General features: G+C 67.6%; 11 protein-coding genes. 7 read left to right on the top strand and 4 right to left on the bottom strand.

Annotated elements, in window-relative coordinates; all coding sequences use genetic code 11:
- The first annotated feature begins 171 nt into the window (after positions 1-171).
- The 4 genes from ACLHIH_RS10460 (at position 172) to ACLHIH_RS10475 (ending at position 5,079) form a co-directional block, all read left to right on the top strand.
- On the top strand, positions 172-1,530 hold the full coding sequence (locus tag ACLHIH_RS10460; RefSeq protein ID WP_411316737.1) for an ABC transporter substrate-binding protein: 1,359 nt from the start codon (positions 172-174) through the stop codon (positions 1,528-1,530).
- 78 nt (positions 1,531-1,608) lie between these two features.
- A complete protein-coding gene (locus ACLHIH_RS10465; protein ID WP_411316738.1) occupies positions 1,609-2,550 on the top strand; it encodes a carbohydrate ABC transporter permease in 942 nt (313 codons plus the stop codon).
- Positions 2,550-3,479 carry a carbohydrate ABC transporter permease gene (locus ACLHIH_RS10470; RefSeq protein ID WP_411316739.1) on the top strand — a complete coding sequence of 310 codons (930 nt, stop codon included), beginning with the start codon at positions 2,550-2,552 and terminating at the stop codon, positions 3,477-3,479. The genes ACLHIH_RS10465 and ACLHIH_RS10470 overlap by 1 nt, the downstream gene beginning before the upstream one ends.
- Before the next feature lie 58 nt (positions 3,480-3,537).
- A complete protein-coding gene (locus ACLHIH_RS10475) occupies positions 3,538-5,079 on the top strand; it encodes an alpha-N-arabinofuranosidase (protein WP_411316740.1) in 1,542 nt (513 codons plus the stop codon).
- On the opposite strand, the gene ACLHIH_RS10480 is transcribed toward ACLHIH_RS10475, so the two are convergent.
- A complete protein-coding gene (locus ACLHIH_RS10480) occupies positions 5,076-6,266 on the bottom strand; it encodes a hypothetical protein (protein WP_411316741.1) in 1,191 nt (396 codons plus the stop codon). The two genes, ACLHIH_RS10475 and ACLHIH_RS10480, sit on opposite strands and share 4 nt — an antisense overlap.
- A gap of 77 nt (positions 6,267-6,343) precedes the next feature.
- On the opposite strand from ACLHIH_RS10480, the gene ACLHIH_RS10485 reads away from it, so the two are divergent.
- From ACLHIH_RS10485 to ACLHIH_RS10495, 3 genes are all read left to right on the top strand, one after another.
- A complete protein-coding gene (locus ACLHIH_RS10485; protein WP_411316742.1) occupies positions 6,344-8,473 on the top strand; it encodes a hypothetical protein in 2,130 nt (709 codons plus the stop codon).
- Positions 8,474-8,772: 299 nt separating this feature from the next.
- Positions 8,773-11,430, top strand: a complete 2,658-nt coding sequence (locus tag ACLHIH_RS10490) for an alpha/beta hydrolase-fold protein (protein WP_411316744.1) — start codon at positions 8,773-8,775, stop codon at positions 11,428-11,430.
- A 74-nt stretch (positions 11,431-11,504) separates the two neighbouring features.
- On the top strand, positions 11,505-12,707 hold the full coding sequence (locus tag ACLHIH_RS10495) for a hypothetical protein (protein WP_411316746.1): 1,203 nt from the start codon (positions 11,505-11,507) through the stop codon (positions 12,705-12,707).
- 60 nt (positions 12,708-12,767) lie between these two features.
- On the opposite strand, the gene ACLHIH_RS10500 is transcribed toward ACLHIH_RS10495, so the two are convergent.
- From ACLHIH_RS10500 to ACLHIH_RS10510, 3 genes are all read right to left on the bottom strand, one after another.
- Positions 12,768-13,790, bottom strand: coding sequence for a LacI family DNA-binding transcriptional regulator (locus tag ACLHIH_RS10500; protein WP_411317286.1), 1,023 nt, complete (start codon positions 13,788-13,790; stop codon positions 12,768-12,770).
- 81 nt (positions 13,791-13,871) lie between these two features.
- On the bottom strand, positions 13,872-15,155 hold the full coding sequence (locus ACLHIH_RS10505; protein ID WP_411316747.1) for an MFS transporter: 1,284 nt from the start codon (positions 15,153-15,155) through the stop codon (positions 13,872-13,874).
- Between the two features lie 118 nt (positions 15,156-15,273).
- Entirely contained in the window at positions 15,274-15,927 is a 654-nt protein-coding gene (locus ACLHIH_RS10510) for an FMN-dependent NADH-azoreductase (RefSeq protein ID WP_411316748.1), read from the bottom strand.
- Positions 15,928-15,952 lie beyond the last annotated feature (25 nt).

A 15,952-nucleotide genomic window follows, 5' to 3' on the forward strand; every position in this document is an offset into this window, starting at 1 on the left:
CCAACGTTGGAAAGACGCTTCGAGAACGCAGCAGGCATCCGGGTTCCAGCGTTGGAGTCGGGGTGTGAGTTCGGAGAATCGGCGCCACGCACTATCCCTCGCAGCAACAGCGGCCGCCCTCGCGGCCACAGACAACGGTGTCTCTGCACCGCGAAAGGAACAGCGAATCTCATGCTCACGAAAAGAACTCTGCTGGCAGCAGGATTGACGACCGTCGTCGCCGCCGGTCTCGTCGGATGCTCGAGTGGTGGCGGCAGCGGCGGAGGCGCCGGCGCGAGCGACACGAACTGCAGCAACGACATCATGGTCGACGACGTGCCCATCGTCACCTACTGGGCCTGGCTCGAAGACAGCGCGGAGACCATCGACAACTTCAACTCGAGCCACGACGACGTGCAGATCTGCTGGACCAACGCGGGTCAGGGCGGCGACGTCTACAGCAAGCTCGCGACGACCATCCAGTCGAACTCCGGTGCCCCCGACATGCTGCAGATCGAGTACGACTGGCTCAACAGCTTCGTGATCCAAGACGGCCTCGTCGACATGGCCGAATACGGAATCGACGAGTACGAGTCCAACTACACCCCCGGCGCGTGGCGCGACGTCTCGAGCGGTGACGGCGTCTACGCCGTGCCCGTCGACCTCGGTCCCGTAGGCATGTGGTACCGCGAAGACCTCTTCGAGGCCAACGACATCGCCATCCCGACCACGTGGGACGAATACGCTCAGGCCGCGGAGGAGTTGGATGCCGCGACCGACGGTGCGGTCAAGATCGGCAACTTCGCGCCGAACGGTCAGGGCCAGCACCTCGCGTTCCTCGACCAGGCCGGTGCCGCGCCGTTCGACTTCGACAGCGCCAACCTCACCGAGATCGGCATCAACGCCAACGACGACGCGAGCAAGCAGGTCTTCGACTACTGGATCGACCTCGTCGACCGCGGCCTCGTGGGCACCGATCAGGCGTGGACTCCCGAGTTCAACACCAAGCTCGGCACGGGGGAGTACGCGACGGCCGTCTACCCGGTCTGGTACAACATCCACATCCCGTCGTTCGAAGACGCCGACCCCGACGCCGTGTGGCGTGCGGCGCCGATCCCGCAGTGGGACGCCGCCAACCCCGTGCAGGTCAACTGGGGCGGAAGCACCCTCGCGGTGACGACTCAGGCCGAAGACCCCGAGCTCGCGACGCGAGTGGCCGCCGAACTGTACGAGCCGCAGGAGAACAAGGAGCTCGCGGTCGAGGTCGGTGGCGTGTTCCTCGCGCAGCCCGACATGATCGAGTCGGACTACTTCCAGGGTCGCGAGTACGACTTCTACGGGGGACAGCAGATCAACCAGGAGATCTTCTCCCCCGCTGCGCTCGACTACGACGGAGTCACCTACTCGCCGTTCACGCAGTTCTACTACGACGAGATGCAGCGACTGCTCTCGGAGGCGATCGCCGGCGAGATGACGGCCGACGAAGCCGCCGACGGCCTGCAGGAGTCTCTCGAGACGTATGCCGGTGAGCAGGGTTTCACCCTGAAGTGAGTTAGTCCGATGCGGGCGGGGGCCGAGCCCTCGCCCGCATCCTCCTCTGTGTTCATCTGCATCCCAAGGAAGTGATCCATGACCACCACGCAGCTCGACGCACCCCCGCGTTCACCCGATAAGAGCAAGAAGAAGGGCGCGAGCCTCAACCAGAAGAACGCCCGATTCGGGTGGTTGTTCCTCGCCCCGTTCGCCGCCGTCTTCCTCGTCTTCCTCGTGCTCCCCCTCGCGTACGCGTTCTGGATGAGCCTCCACACCAACACCCTCGCGGGTGGCGAACAGTTCGCAGGACTGACGAACTACGTGAGGGCCTTCAACGACGAACGCTTCCTCTCGGGCATGGGCAGAGTCGCGGCCTTCGCCGTCGTGTTCGTTCCCATCCAGATCGGCCTCGCGCTCATCTTCGCCCTCATCCTCGACGACGTGCGCACGCGCTTCTCCTCGTTCACGAGGCTCATGATCTTCGTGCCGTACGCCATCCCCGGCGTCATCGGCGCCCTCATGTGGGGCTTCCTCTACAGCCCCTCGTTCGGCCCCCTCGTCGGGTTCTTCGAGATGCTGAGCCTCCCCGCTCCCGACCTGCTCAGTCGAGACACGATCTTCGGGTCGCTCACCAACATCGTCACGTGGCAGTGGACCGGCTACTACATGATCATCATCTACGCGTCGCTGCAGTCCATCGATCCCACCCTCTACGAGGCCGCCCGCATGGACGGCGCGTCGAAGTGGCAGATCGCCCGGCAGATCAAGGTGCCGATCGTGGCGTCCTCGCTCGTTCTCACCATCGTGTTCTCGCTCATCGGCACGCTGCAGTTCTTCACCGAACCCCAGGTGCTCGCTCCGCTCGCGGGCAACGCCATCGACGCCTCGTACACGCCGAACCTCTACGCCTACAACCTGGCGTTCTCCTACCAGCAGTTCAACTACGCGTCGGCGATCTCGTTCGCGCTCGGACTCATGGTGTTCCTCGCCTCGATCATCTTCCTGATCGCCACTCGCAAGAAGAGCGGACTTCGATAATGACCACCTCACCCGCCCCCCTCGTCGACGAAGCCATCACCGAGTCCCGACCACGCAAGAAGCGCGCGAGCTCGCAGCCCAAACCGAAGAAAGCCGTCGGGATGCACCTGCTCCTGGCCATCGCGGCGCTCTACTTCATCCTGCCCCTGTGGTGGCTCATCGTGGCCGGCACCAAGACCACGAGCGGTCTCTTCGCCGGCACCGGCGGTCCGCTCTGGTTCGACGACGATTTCGCCCTCTTCGACAACATCGCCGAACTGCTCACCTACAACAACGGCATCTACGTGCAGTGGTTGGGCAACTCGTTCCTCTACGCATTCGCCGGGGGTGTCGGCGCGACCGTGCTCGCGGTTCTCGCGGGATACGCCTTCGCGAAATACCGCTTCCGCGGGCGCCAGGTCGCGTTCCTCACGCTCCTCGCCTCGGTCATGGTGCCGCTCACGGCGCTCGTCATCCCGACCTACGTGCTCTTCAACAACCTGGGTCTCACGAACACGATCTGGGCGGTCATCCTGCCCTCGCTCCTGAGCCCGTTCGGCGTCTACCTCATGCGCGTCTACATTCAGGATGCGATCCCCGACGAGCTGCTCGACGCCGCGCGCGTCGACGGCTCCGGTGAGATCCGCACGTTCGTGACGATCGCGCTGCCGCTCATGCGCCCCGCGATCGTCACGGTGCTGCTGCTGTCGATCGTCGGCGGGTGGAACAACTACTTCCTCCCGCTCGCGATGCTCACCGACCAGACCCTGCTCCCCGTGACCGTCGGTCTCAACTACTGGCAGGTGCAGTCGAACTCGGCGACGTCGGCGAGCCTCATCTGGAACCTCGTGACGAGCGGCGCTCTCGTGTCGGTGATTCCGCTCATCATCGCCTTCCTCCTCCTGCAGCGGTACTGGCAGGGTGGGCTGTCGCTCGGCAGCCTCAAGTGACCGAGAGCGGCCTGAGAGTGATGCGAATGATCCAGCATCCCGACGACGGAAGGCGACCATGACCAACGCTCGCGTGAACATCGACCCGCAGTTCGTCGTCGGCGCCATCAATCGCCGCCTCTTCGGCTCGTTCATCGAGCACATGGGGCGCGCGGTGTACACGGGCATCTACGAGCCGGGCCATCCGACGGCCGACGACGAGGGCTTCCGCCGCGATGTCATCGACCTCGTCAGAGAGTTGGGCGTCTCGGCGATCCGGTATCCGGGCGGCAACTTCGTCTCGGGCTTCCAGTGGAAAGACGGCATCGGACCCCGAGAGCAGCGCCCGCGCCGGTTGAACCTCGCGTGGCGGTCGATCGAGACGAACCAGGTCGGGTTGCACGAGTTCGCGAGCTGGACGGAGAAGGTCGGAAGCGAGCTCATGTATGCCGTCAATCTCGGCACGGCCGACACGGCCGACGCCCTCGAGGTGCTCGAGTACGCCAACATCGAGAAGGGGTCGACGGTCTCGGAGCAGCGCATCGCCAACGGCCGCACCGACGCCTTCGGAATCAGGATGTGGTACCTCGGCAACGAGATGGACGGCCCGTGGCAGCTCGGTCACTCCCCGGCCGACGACTACGCGAAGAAGGCGTCCCGAACGGCGAAAGCCCTGCGTCAGCTCGACCCCGAGGTCGAACTGGTCGCTTCCGGGTCGTCGCACCCGACGATGGCGACCTTTCCCGAGTGGGACCGCACGGTGCTCGAGTACACCTACGACGACGTCGACTACATCTCGTGTCACGGGTACTACGAGGAGAAGGCCGGCGACCTCGGGTCGTTCCTCGCGTGCGGAGTCAAGATGGATCGCTACCTCGACACCGTCATCGCGACCGCCGACTATGTCAAGGCGCTCAAGCGCAGCGACAAGACGCTCAACATCTCGTTCGACGAGTGGAACGTCTGGTATCTCGGAGACAACCTGCGTAGCTTCCCCCGACAGGCCGACCGGTTCTATCGCACCGACGAGATCGAAGGGAACGATTGGCCCGAGACACCGAGGCTCGCGGAGGACGTCTACTCGGTCGCGGATGCCGTCGTGGTGGGCGGTCTGCTCATCTCGCTGCTGCGCCACGCCGACCGGGTCACCTCCGCCTCGATGTCGATGCTCGTCAACGTGATCGCGCCCATCACGACGGAGCCGGGTGGGGCCGCCTGGCGGCAGACGACGTTCTACCCGTTCGCGCTCACCTCCGCTCTCGCGCACGGGGTCGCCCTCGACGTGCGCGTCGAGAGCGACCACTACGAGACCGACGAGCACGGCAGTGTCGCGCTCGTCGACGCGGTCGCGACCCACGACGCCGATGCCGGGCGAAGCGCGGTGTTTCTCGTCAACCGGTCGCAGTCCGACGACATCACCGTGACGATCGACCTCGCCGCCCTCGGAACGACCACGGTGCTCGACGCGCAGACGATGGCAGACGACGACATCTCCGCGCGCAACACCCGGGAGGACCCGGATCGCGTGCGCCCGTCCCGGAACCCGTCGGCGTCGACCGCCGGCAGCGTGCTCACGATCACGCTGCCGGCGGTCTCCTGGACTGCCGTCTCGCTCGGCTAGCGGCGTCGCGCGAGCAGCGGCGCGTCGGAGCAGATGTCGGGACCGAACATCTTGAGGATCACGAGAGGGGTGTCGCCCGTGTTGACGTAGAGCAGGTCGTCCGTCGCTCGATCGTGCGACACGAGGAGCTCGTCGCGGTCGTGGCTCAGGCCGACGACCTCGACTCCGCCGACGGTTCCGGTGCCCGACCAGACGAACACGCTGAAGACGCCCTTCTCGGCGCTCCGGTAGCTCGCGCCGGGCTCGATCACGAGGCGTTTGCCGCAGAACTTGTCGGAGCCGTAGAAGATCCATGCCTCGGTCGCGCCCCCCTCGTCGCGGAACACCTGCGGAACGAGGCGGTGGTTGTCGTAGAAGTAGGGATCGCTGTTCTCGTGCCAGTCGATCCAGTGCAGGGGTGCGGTGTCGCCGTGGGAGGCCCGATCGTCGTCGCTCACATCTTTCATGAGGAGGTGCTTGTCGATGATGGCGCCCGCGTTGAGAGCTTGGAGCATCGCGAGCGTGTCGGAGTCCTCCTGAAGCTCGATCGTCAGCGCGGTTCCCGGCGCGTGGAGCACTCCCGACGGGATGAAGAAGCCCTCCTCGGGCACCTGGAGGTAGGCGGGGGAGTAGCGCAGGATGCGGTCGTCGTTCCAGTCGCGGAGCACCGCCGTGAATTCATCCCACAGTCGATCGCGGTCGAGGGAGGGGTGGATGCCGAGGAAGGTTTCGGGGTGGGGGCCGAGGTCGACTCCCGACGGAAAGTAGTAGGCCTCGTCTTTGGAGTTGCGGCCGGCACGCGCGGCGAACTCGAGGGGAGGGTGGATGTGCTGCGGGATTCGCTCGGCGAAGTCGAAGATCTTGGCGAGCCGCCCGAGGCCCGCGTGGGTCTCGGCGTACGCGGCGCCCATGAGCAGGTCGGGTGCCGCGGCGACCGCGTCGGCGAGGCTGATCCGTGCTCCCGCTGCCGTGCGGATCGTGCTGATCCCCTCGTCGTCGGGGCCGACGGCGTTGTCGGCTCTCGTCGTCGAGGCGAGCCAGCGCTCGCAGATGAAACCGCGAACCCCGACGTCGTAGGCGTCTGCGGGCAGGCCGAGCCGGCGGCCGGGCGGGAGCCAGTCGCGTGCGACCCAGGCGGGCTCGAGCCGGAGGATGCCCGCGCTCTCACGCAGTTCCCGTTCGACGAGGTCTCGAGTGGTGCGGGTCATGAAACTCCCTCCGACGAGCTCCGTCGCTCGTCTCCCTGTCACGCGTAGTATTACAACGATTACCTTAGGGGGCGACGATGCCGATGGAGCGAGGAATCTACGCGCAGGGGTGGTTCGCTCGCGGCCACAACTACCACCCGAGCCTTCCGCCGCGGCGGCTCAAGATGGCGAAGGACTTCGCCGACTACCGAGCGACGATCACCACGTGGCCCTCTCTCGGCGGCGGCTCGATCTCCCTTCCCTATCTCGACGACGAAGCGCACGCTCCGGTTCCGGCCAGACTCCGGCAATACGGGTTTCTCAAGGACTCCGAGTTCGCCGACGAACTCCGCCAGCGCGGGGTGAAGGCGTTCGGCGTCATCTTCTCGACCCAGGGGTGGGAGTTTCCCGTCGAGCTCTCCGACGATGAGTCGGAGATCCTCGCGATGAACGAGCTCCGCGGCGTCGGAAAGCGCGGGTGGCTCGGCCTCCGCGAGTTCACGCAGAATCGGTATCCGAAGCTCTGGGCACCGTTCGAGAAGTACTTTCCCGACGGCCTCGTCAATTCGCGCGGCGAGACGGTGACCGATCTGTTCGAGGAGTGCTGTTCGCAAGACATCCACGGGGTTCCGCATCACGCGGGCTGGCTCGAGGTGCCCGGTCGTGAGCACGAGTGCCACTTCATGGACCTCAACAACCCGGTCTGGCGCGAATATCTCAAAGCCATCGTGCGCATCCAGATCGACGCGGGCGTCGACGGCATCCAGTTCGACGAGCCCGACAGTCCGCTCGGCGCGCTCGGCTATGGCGGCTCCTTCAGCTACGACAACGTCGCGGGGTTTCGCGACTACCTCGCCGGTCTCGCTCCGGGACAGGTGCCCGAGAGCGTCGGCGACCCGGTGGCATTCCACTACGGTCGGTGGCTCCTCGGGCGCGGCGTCGAAACCGTGAGGCTCAAGGCCGACGGCGACGAGAAAGTCATGGCCCGGCACTACGTGAGGTTCTTGCAGGGACGCCAGGCGGCGAACTTCGCCGAGCTCTCCTCCTATGTGCGGGAATACGCCGCGAGTGTCGGGCGCACGGTGCTCGTGTCGTCGAACCTCTTCGACGGGGCGCCGTGGCACGACCCTCTCGCGGCGATGGTCGACGTTCTCGTGCCCGAGCAGCGTCACACGCTCTACGAGCAGCCGGGGTGGATGCGGTACATCGCGGGGTTCGGTGGGGGCAAACCGGTGTGCGTGTCGACCAACCCCTACGGCGGAGTCATGCCCGAGCTTCTCGCGAAGCTCAACCGGGGCGCTGCGATCGACCGCTACCGCGTCATGATGTACGAGGCCGCGGCCCTCGGGGTCACGATGTCGGTGCCCTACGGCGCGTGGATGGGGTCGAAGATCGAAGACGCCGTCTGGGCGCCGCACGACGAGACGCTCGAGATCCAGAACTTCCTCGCCGACAACGAGCGGTTGTTCTCGCCCGAGACGCACAACGCCCTCGGAGTCGTCTACAGCACCGACAGCAACTTTCTCGAGACGACGTACCAGATGCTCAACTCGAGCGCGGAGGATGTCTACCCCGCCGTCGGCGAGACGTCGCCGCGCGCGATCCCGTTCTTGCGCGCGGTGAACTCCCTCGGTCTCGCTCGTCACCCGCTCGACGTCGTGATGTTCCACGACGGGGTGCATCGCGACGACGACGCGACCGCCGGGGCCCTCGCGCGATACTCGCGCATCGTGCTGCCCGGGTGCGGGTCGCTCACGAGCCGACAGGTCGCGGCGATCGTGGGCTATCTCGACGGCGGCGGCTCCGTCACTCTCTTCGGGGAGCTCGGTGGCCAGGGGGAGTTCGGCGGCCAGAGTGGCGTCGACGTGACGCCCATCCGCGAGCACGCGCGCACGACCGTCGCCGACTCGACGAGTGCGGATGCGCTCGTGCCGGAGGGCTCGCAAGTGGTCGCTACGGGCCTCGTGCGCGGCGCCGTGAGCATCCAGTGCTCGGGGGGAGCGGCGGGCGCTCTCCACGTGGTGAATTACGACTACGACGAGGGGGTCGAGCGAACGGTCGTGGCCGATCTAGTGAGCGTCGACATCGACGTGCCCTTCGAGGTGCGCGGTGCCACGGTGCATCATCCGGGGCGCGCGAGCGAGGTCGTTCCCGTGCGCACGATTGCGGGCCGTGTGCGGGTCGAGATCTCCCAGCTCGGGCCCTACGCGATCGTCGAATTCGACTGACTGCCGCTCGTTTTCTCGGAGGCCCGCCGTCGACCCTGCCGAGGCGTTCGCCGAAACTGCGTCTTGACAGGTGCCGTCTGCGTCACCCATCCTGTCCGTGAGATGGATTTACGACGTTGTAAATCGGCCCCCCGAAGTCGCACCGTCGCGGTTCACCACTAGGCGCCAGCACACCCCCGCGTTGACGCCGAATCTTCATGCACAGAGACGTGCACAGTGAGAGGAAACAGACGGTGAAAGAAACTCAGTCAAGACGGCCTGTCCGTCGACGCAGACCGGGGCGGAGGTGGCTTGCGGCAGTGACCGTCGCCGCCGTCGGTGCCGGTTCGATCCTGGCGGCGCAGAACGCCGTCGCCGCAGGCACCGACCCGTGGATCTCGGTTCCACCGAACCCCGTGGCCGACGTCTACCGGTTCACGGTGCCCGACGCCGCCATCCAGCCCGCGACGGGTGTCGACCCCGCCGTCGTCGCGGTCGAAGGCAACTTCGGCCCGGGCAAGACCTGGTCGACCCTCAATATGGGAGCGAGCGGCGGCAACTGGTCGTCGACGATCGGCCCGCTCGATCCGGGCCTGTACTACTACCAGTACTCGGCGCGACCGGCCTGGAACCAAGACGCCGTGGGGTTCCGCAACCCCGACAGCCCCCAGGGGGTCACGTCGAAGCCCGCGTGGAACACGCTGTTCGTTCCGGGCCCCGGCGCCGAATGGCTCGCCGACGTGCCCGCGGGAGGGCAGCTCGAGACGCTGACCTACGACAGCACCGTCGCCGAAGAGGAACGCTCCGCCCTCGTGTGGACACCGCCGAGCTACGACGCCGACCGCGCTGAACCCTACCCCGTGCTGTACCTCCTGCCCGACGCGGGCCAGAGCTACAGCGAGTGGACAGAGCTGGGTCGGGCCGCTCAGATCCTCGACAACCTCGCGGTCGAAGGCGACCTCGAACCCATGGTCGTGGTGATGGGGGATGGAGACACGGCGGATGCCCGCGCCGAAGTGCTCGACAACATCCTCCCGTCGGCCCGCGCCGAGTTCAATATCTCCGACGACCCGTCGAATCAGGCGATCGCCGGAATCGGTCGCGGTGCCAGCCAGGCGCTCAACCTCCTGCTCACCGACACGGGCGAGTTCTCGAAGGTCGGCTCGTTCTCGGGCAGCCTCGTGAGCACGGTCAACGCCACGAAGGCGGCGCAGATCAACGAGGCGACCGACCTCGTGCGCGTCTACACGGGCAACGTGACAGACCCGGCCTACAACCGGACCGTCGCGCTCGCGAACAAGTTCACGGCCGCGGGAGTGGAGTTCCAGTCCGACGGATCGGACCCTGAGACCGGGGGAACGTGGGACACCTGGCAGAAGAGCCTGCACGACTTCGCGTCGCGCGTGTTCGCCTCGCCGTCCGACACCGGGCCGAGCGAGGGGCACTTGCCTCTCGAGAGCCACTCGCTCCCCGCTCCGGGCACGGCACCGACCCCCTGGATCGACGAGAACGGTGTCGTCACGTTCGAGACCGGCACCGAGTTCGCCGACGCCAACCACGTCACGGTGTGGGGCAACTTCGGCCCGGCGGGCAGCTGGCCGCGAATCCCGATGACGAAGCAGTCCGACGGTCGTTGGCGCCTCACCGTGCCGTTCGAGGGTGGTTCGTACTACTACAAGTTCGTCGTCGAGGGTGTCGATCACAAAGACACCGGCAATCCGACGTCGGTTCTCTCGGAGCCCAACTGGAGCACGTTCTTCGTGGCCGGCGACGGCATCCGCGGGGAGTACGCCGGCGACGTCGCTCCCGAGTCAAGGGGCGCGGTCGAGGTCCTGCCCTACACGAGCACCGCGAACGAGCAGGAGCGGTCGGCCTACGTCTGGACGCCTCCGGGCTACGACGCGGATCGCGCCGAGGCCTACCCCGTCTTCTACCTCCAGCACGGTGGCGGACAGACGTGGACCGACTGGGTGGAGGTCGGGCGAGCAGCCCAGATCCTCGACAATCACTACCTCAAGGGAAACATCCTTCCCATGGTCGTGGTGATGGGCAACGGCAACGGGGTCGACTTCCCGAACGAACTGCTCACGCGGATCGTTCCGGCAGCCGAGACGCAGTACAACGTCAGCTCCGACCCGAAGCAGCGCGCTCTCGCGGGACTCTCGATGGGCTCGGGTCACACCCTGAGCACGCTGTGGGCTCACCCGGGAGAGTTCGGCTACATCGGGGCGATGTCGGCTTTCGGCGCACCGCCGGCCGGCGCCGACATCGAGGCCATCAACGAGGGCACCGAGCTCATGCGCATCTACACGGGTGACATTCAGGACTTCACCTACCAGAACACGCTCAGCCTCATCGCCGCTCTCGAGGATCGGGGGATCGATCACGAGTTCGCTCCGATCATCCCGGGTCCGCACAGCTGGGACGTGTGGCAGAAGTCGCTCATCGACTTCCTTCCCCGGTTGTTCAAGGGAGACACGAGCGAGGGCATCCCGATCGAGGCCGAGATTCCTGAGGCCGAGAACGGCGTTCTCGCCATGACGATCGCGGACTACGGTGACGGCGTCGCGCTGTCGGAGCCGGAGAACGCGGGAGACCGTCTTCGGATGACCGGACAGCTGCCCGAGGTGACCGTGTCTGATTCGCGCACGGCTCAGCAGGCGGGAGTCGGCGGGTGGGCTGTGTCGGGTCACGCCGACTCGTTCACCTCGACGGGGCAGACGCTCACGGCCGATCACTTCGGGTGGACGCCCGACGTGCTCACGCCGCGACCGGGTCTCGTCGCCGGGTCGCCGGTCGACACGGTGCTCGACGGTGGTCCGGGGCTCGAAACGCCCGGAACGCTCGCCTCGGCAGATGCCGAGGGTCGATTCGGGTCGGCAGTTCTCGGGGCGGAGCTCGAGCTGGAGGTTCCGGTCGGAACCCAGCCCGGCACCTACACCGGGCTGTTGACCATCTCCCTGTTCCCCGTCGACTAGGCGGGAACTCGAACGAGCGCGGTCAGTCGGAGACACCTCCGGCCGACCGCGCTTCAGTCACTCTCTCGAGGATCATGAATCACATCTCCCCCCGCCGTGCCGCGCGAGCTCTCGTCGTGACCGGCGCCTTCCTTCTCTGCGGCACCCTCTCTCTCGGCCCGACGGCGGCATGGGCCGCTGCGCCGCCCGCCGCCGCGTCAGCCGTCGAACAGACCACGTGGGCGCTCCGCCCCGCCGAGGGGGCTGAGGCCGACGGGCGCGTGTCGCTGCGCCACACCATCGACCCCGGTGCCGCGGTGACCGACGGTCTCGTTCTCACCAATTTCGGCGACCGAGCCGCGTCGTTCGCGCTCTTCGCGAGCGACGGCGCCATCGGTGACGACGGCAACTTCACGGTCGTGTCGGGTGACGCCGCTGTCGACAGTGGCACCTGGATCGAGCTCGAGGTCCGGGGTGCGAAGGCGGATGAGAGCGGCCGCACCGTCGTCGAGGTGCCGGCCGCGTCATCCCGGGCCGTCTCGGTGACGGTGGGTGCTCCCGAGAATGCCACCCCGGGTGACCACCCGGCCGGCATCGTCGCCGAGTTCGTGCCCGGCGACGACTCGAGTGTGCAGATCGCCTCAAGAGTCGGCGTTCGCGCGCACGTGCGCGTGGCCGGCGACATCGCGCCGAGCCTCGAACCGCAGGCGGTCTCGGCGACCTACGAGCCGTCGTGGAACCCGTTCGCCCCCGGTCACGTGACCATCGACTACGCCCTCGCGAACGACGGCAACATCCGTCTGGGTGCGAACGCCGAAGCGGCGTTGGCGGGGCCCGCGGGTCTCGCCGGTGCGACCACATCCACCGAGGTGCGGGAGATCCTCCCGGGAACGAGCGCTACCGCCTCCCAGCGTGTGAGCGTGTGGCCGACCGTGTTCATGTGGGGAAGCGTCGCGGCGACCCCCATCGCCGTCGGTCAAGACGAGGTCACCGAACCGCTCGCCGACTCCCTCACGTCGTTCACGGTCTGGACGATCCCGTGGTCGCAACTCGCGCTCATCGTGCTCGTCGTCGGAGCGGTGGTCGTCATCGTGCGGGTGCGGCGCGGGTCGCGCGACCGCGTGCAACAGCGGATCGACGCCGCTGTGGCAGCAGCCACGGCGTCGGCGGCTGCGGAGTCACCCGCTGCCGCGGAGTCGCCGGGTGACGGCGAGTCACCTGCAGACGACGATGCCGCCGTTTCGGGCGACCCGCCGGCGACCACCGAGCGCCCCGCCGTGTCGCCGACCCGGCGGTGACGGCGGGCTGTGCGTGGCGGGCCGTGCGCGGCACGGTCGATTACGCCCCGCTCGACCGCATCAGTCCGTCGCGTCGACGAACCCCGTCGATTCGCGCCGCACGATCCGGAACTCGGGTTTGATCGTGCGCGGCGGCACGGAGGTCTCCTTCTCGCCGATGCGCTCGATGAGCAGGTCGACGGCGGTCTGGGCGATCTCGTCGCGACCCGGGTCGACCGTCGACATCGAGGGCACCGAGTATCGCGACTCGTCGATGTTGTCGAACCCGATGAGCGCGACATCCGAGGGCATGTCGACTCCCGCCGCACCGAGCGCGCGGAGGGCCCCGAGGCCGAGGGTGTCGTTGAGGGCGAACACGGCGTCGAAACGCACGCGGTCGTCGAGCAGCCCCTGCGCGGCCTCGGCCCCGGTCGCGCGATTCCAGTGTGAGGCTCGGCGCACCAGCTCGGTGTCGTAGGGAAGCCCTGCGTGTTCGAGCGCCTGGCGGTACCCGCGCACTCGCAGGCTCGCCGAGCCGGCCTCGGTGCTGTCGGGGTCGCCGGCGCCGATGAGGGCGATGCGCGTGCGTCCGATGTCGAGGAGGTGCTTCACGGCCGCATGCGCGGCGCTCGTGTTGTGCATCGCCACGTGGTCGGTCGGCCCGTTGAATATGCGCTCCCCGAGCAGCACGATCGGCAGCGGGGTCTCGAGGGCGTCGACGTCGCTCTGGCCGAGACTGATGGGGCTGAAGAGCAGGCCGTCGAGAAAGCTCGGGCGAGCCGCCCCCGACACCGCGAGCAGCTCGCTGTTGCGGTCGCCGCTCGTCTGCTCCACGACGACGCCGAGCCCGCGGCGTTCGGCCGCTCGGATGACGGCGTCGGCGAGTTCGGCGAAGTAGTTCTCCTTGAGTGCCGGAAGGGCGAGCCCGATGATGCCCGTGCGACCGGACCGGAGGCCGCGAGCAGACAGGTTGGGGCGATAGTCGAGCTGGTCGATCGCGGCGAGCACTCGGTCGCGCGTGAAGGTGCGCACGTGAGGGTGGTGGTTGATCACATTGGAGACCGTCTTCACCGAGACGCCTGCGATGCGTGCCACGTCGTGCATGGTCGAGCCCATGACCTGCTCCCTCCCGGGTCGATCGCCGCAGCGGCAGCTTCGATTCAGCCCCAGACGAGAACCGTTTCGTCAGGTCAGTTTGCCACGTCTGCGTTCAGCGACGGCGTCACTCGGCGGCAGAACCCGCGCGAAGATCACGACGAGCAAGCCGACGAGCGGCACGATCATGAGACCGAGGCGCAGCGACCCGGCGTCGGCGATCGCGCCGACGATCGGGGGCGAGATGAGGAAGCCGACACGGAGCAGCCAGCTCACGAGGGTCAGGGCCGTGCCGGGGCGGAAACCGTCGAGCTCGTCTGCGGCCTGCATCGCGGCGGGGATGAGGGTCGCGACACCGAGCCCGGCGAGACCGAAACCCACGATCGTGCCGACGGTCGACGGAAACCCGAGGGCGAGCCCCATGCCGACGAGCACCGTGACGCCTCCCGTTCGCGCGACCGCGCGCTGACCGAACCGGTCGACGAGGCGGTCGCCGAAGATGCGCCCAACGAACTGCATGCCCTGCAGAGCGACGAAACCGATCCCCGCGACGAACGCCGACGCGCCGAGCGACCCCGACAGGTAGATCGCCGACCACGAGGCGCCCGAGTCTTCGACGATCGCCCCGGCAGACGCGATGACGACGAGCGCGGCGAGGATCGCGTATTTGAGCATCCCGGCGCGGCGTCGCGGAGTGGCCGCGGGGGAGGTTGCTGCGGGGGAGGTTGCCGAGGGGGAGTCGGATGCTGCCGTCGCGGGGGCCTCGGTCGCGACATCCGCGGGTTCGGGGCCGGGCAGGAGAAAGCGGTAGGCGACCACCGCGATGCCGCCGAAGATCACCCCGGAGATCGCGAGGTGCAGGGGGATGGGGATGCCCACTTGGGCGGCTCCCGCTCCGAGCACGCCGCCCAGCACGGCGCCGACACTCCAGATGGCGTGGAAGGAGTTGAGGATCGAGCGGCGGAAGAGCCGCTGCACGCGCAGTCCGTGGGAGTTCTGCGCGACATCCGTGATCGAATCCATGGCGCCGGCGAGGGCCATGCCGAGGGCGAGCGTGATCCACGCCGACCCCGACCCGGCGAGGAGGATGCCGACCGCCGTGACCAGGGTGGATGCGACCGCGACCCTCGACGACCGGAACCGGCCCACGAGGTATCCGGCGCTCAGGCCGGCCACGAGCGCGCCGAGAGGAAAAGCGGCGACGGCGAGCCCGAACGCGGTGTTGGTGAGGTCGAGGTTGCGCATGACCTCGGGGTACCGCGGCAAGAAGTTCGCGAAGAGCGCGCCGTTGGTCAAGAAGAGCAGCGCGACAGCGACGCGGGCGCGGCGGATCTCCGCGCCGGGCTGGCGATCGTGGGGAGGCTGTGAGGTCATGGGAGTTCGCGTCATCGGAGGGGAGCGACCCGGGGTCGAGATCGCGACGCTGCGGCGTCGGATCAGTGTAGGGGAGCCGAGCCTTGCGCGAGACGGCGGCTCCCCGCGCGAGACCCGCTCAGGCGGCGCTGCCGCGCGACGCGGCCACGTCGCGACCGTGGGTGCGCGCTGCATCCTCGGCCGACTCTTTCAGCTCGCGCGCGATGTCGGCGAAGGCATCGAGCGCGGGGTTCACGCCGACGAGCGTGAACGGTCGCTGAACGACGCGGAGGTCGAGGCCCCAGACGTCTTCGAGCACGCGGCGCAACCAGGCGGTCGAGTGATCCCACCCCTCTTTCGGTGTGCCGGGCGCGTAGTTGCCGCCGAGCACGGTGACGAGGGTCGCGGGCTTGCCCTGCAGTGCGGTGCCGGTGGGGTCGATGCGCGAATCCGTGTAGGCGAGGTCGAACCAGGTCTTGAAGTGCTGCGAGACGCCGTAGTTGTAGAGGGGCACGGCAAAGAGCAGTGCTTCGGCGCCGATGAGCTCGTCGGCGAAGGATGTCGCGAGGGCGCGCGCGGCCACTTGCGACTCAGACCGCTGCGTTTCGTCGACGAAACCGCCGGTGACGGCGTCGGCCCACGCGGTGGCCGGCACGGGATCGCGGGCGACGTCGCGGCGGGTGACGACCGAGTCTGGGTGCGCTGTCGTCCACTCCGCCTCGACGATGTCGGCGAGTGCGTGACTGGCGGAAGTCGCGGGCAGAATGCTGGCATCCAGGCGGAACAGTGACATGAGAGCCCTTTCGTTTTACGTAGTC

The sequence above is a fragment of the Marisediminicola sp. LYQ134 genome (genome assembly GCF_046599635.1).
GTDB lineage: Bacteria > Actinomycetota > Actinomycetes > Actinomycetales > Microbacteriaceae > Marisediminicola.

Excerpts from the sequence above, each read along its gene's own strand:
- ACLHIH_RS10485 (WP_411316742.1), top strand. The coding sequence starts at position 6,344 with ATGCCGATGGAGCGAGGAATCTACGCGCAGGGGTGGTTCGCTCGCGGC.
- ACLHIH_RS10470 (WP_411316739.1), top strand. The coding sequence starts at position 2,550 with ATGACCACCTCACCCGCCCCCCTCGTCGACGAAGCCATCACCGAGTCC.
- ACLHIH_RS10480 (WP_411316741.1), bottom strand. The coding sequence starts at position 6,266 with ATGACCCGCACCACTCGAGACCTCGTCGAACGGGAACTGCGTGAGAGC.
- ACLHIH_RS10465 (WP_411316738.1), top strand. The coding sequence starts at position 1,609 with ATGACCACCACGCAGCTCGACGCACCCCCGCGTTCACCCGATAAGAGC.
- ACLHIH_RS10505 (WP_411316747.1), bottom strand. The coding sequence starts at position 15,155 with ATGACCTCACAGCCTCCCCACGATCGCCAGCCCGGCGCGGAGATCCGC.
- ACLHIH_RS10500 (WP_411317286.1), bottom strand. The coding sequence starts at position 13,790 with ATGCACGACGTGGCACGCATCGCAGGCGTCTCGGTGAAGACGGTCTCC.
- ACLHIH_RS10495 (WP_411316746.1), top strand. The coding sequence starts at position 11,505 with ATGAATCACATCTCCCCCCGCCGTGCCGCGCGAGCTCTCGTCGTGACC.
- ACLHIH_RS10475 (WP_411316740.1), top strand. The coding sequence starts at position 3,538 with ATGACCAACGCTCGCGTGAACATCGACCCGCAGTTCGTCGTCGGCGCC.
- ACLHIH_RS10510 (WP_411316748.1), bottom strand. The coding sequence starts at position 15,927 with ATGTCACTGTTCCGCCTGGATGCCAGCATTCTGCCCGCGACTTCCGCC.
- ACLHIH_RS10460 (WP_411316737.1), top strand. The coding sequence starts at position 172 with ATGCTCACGAAAAGAACTCTGCTGGCAGCAGGATTGACGACCGTCGTC.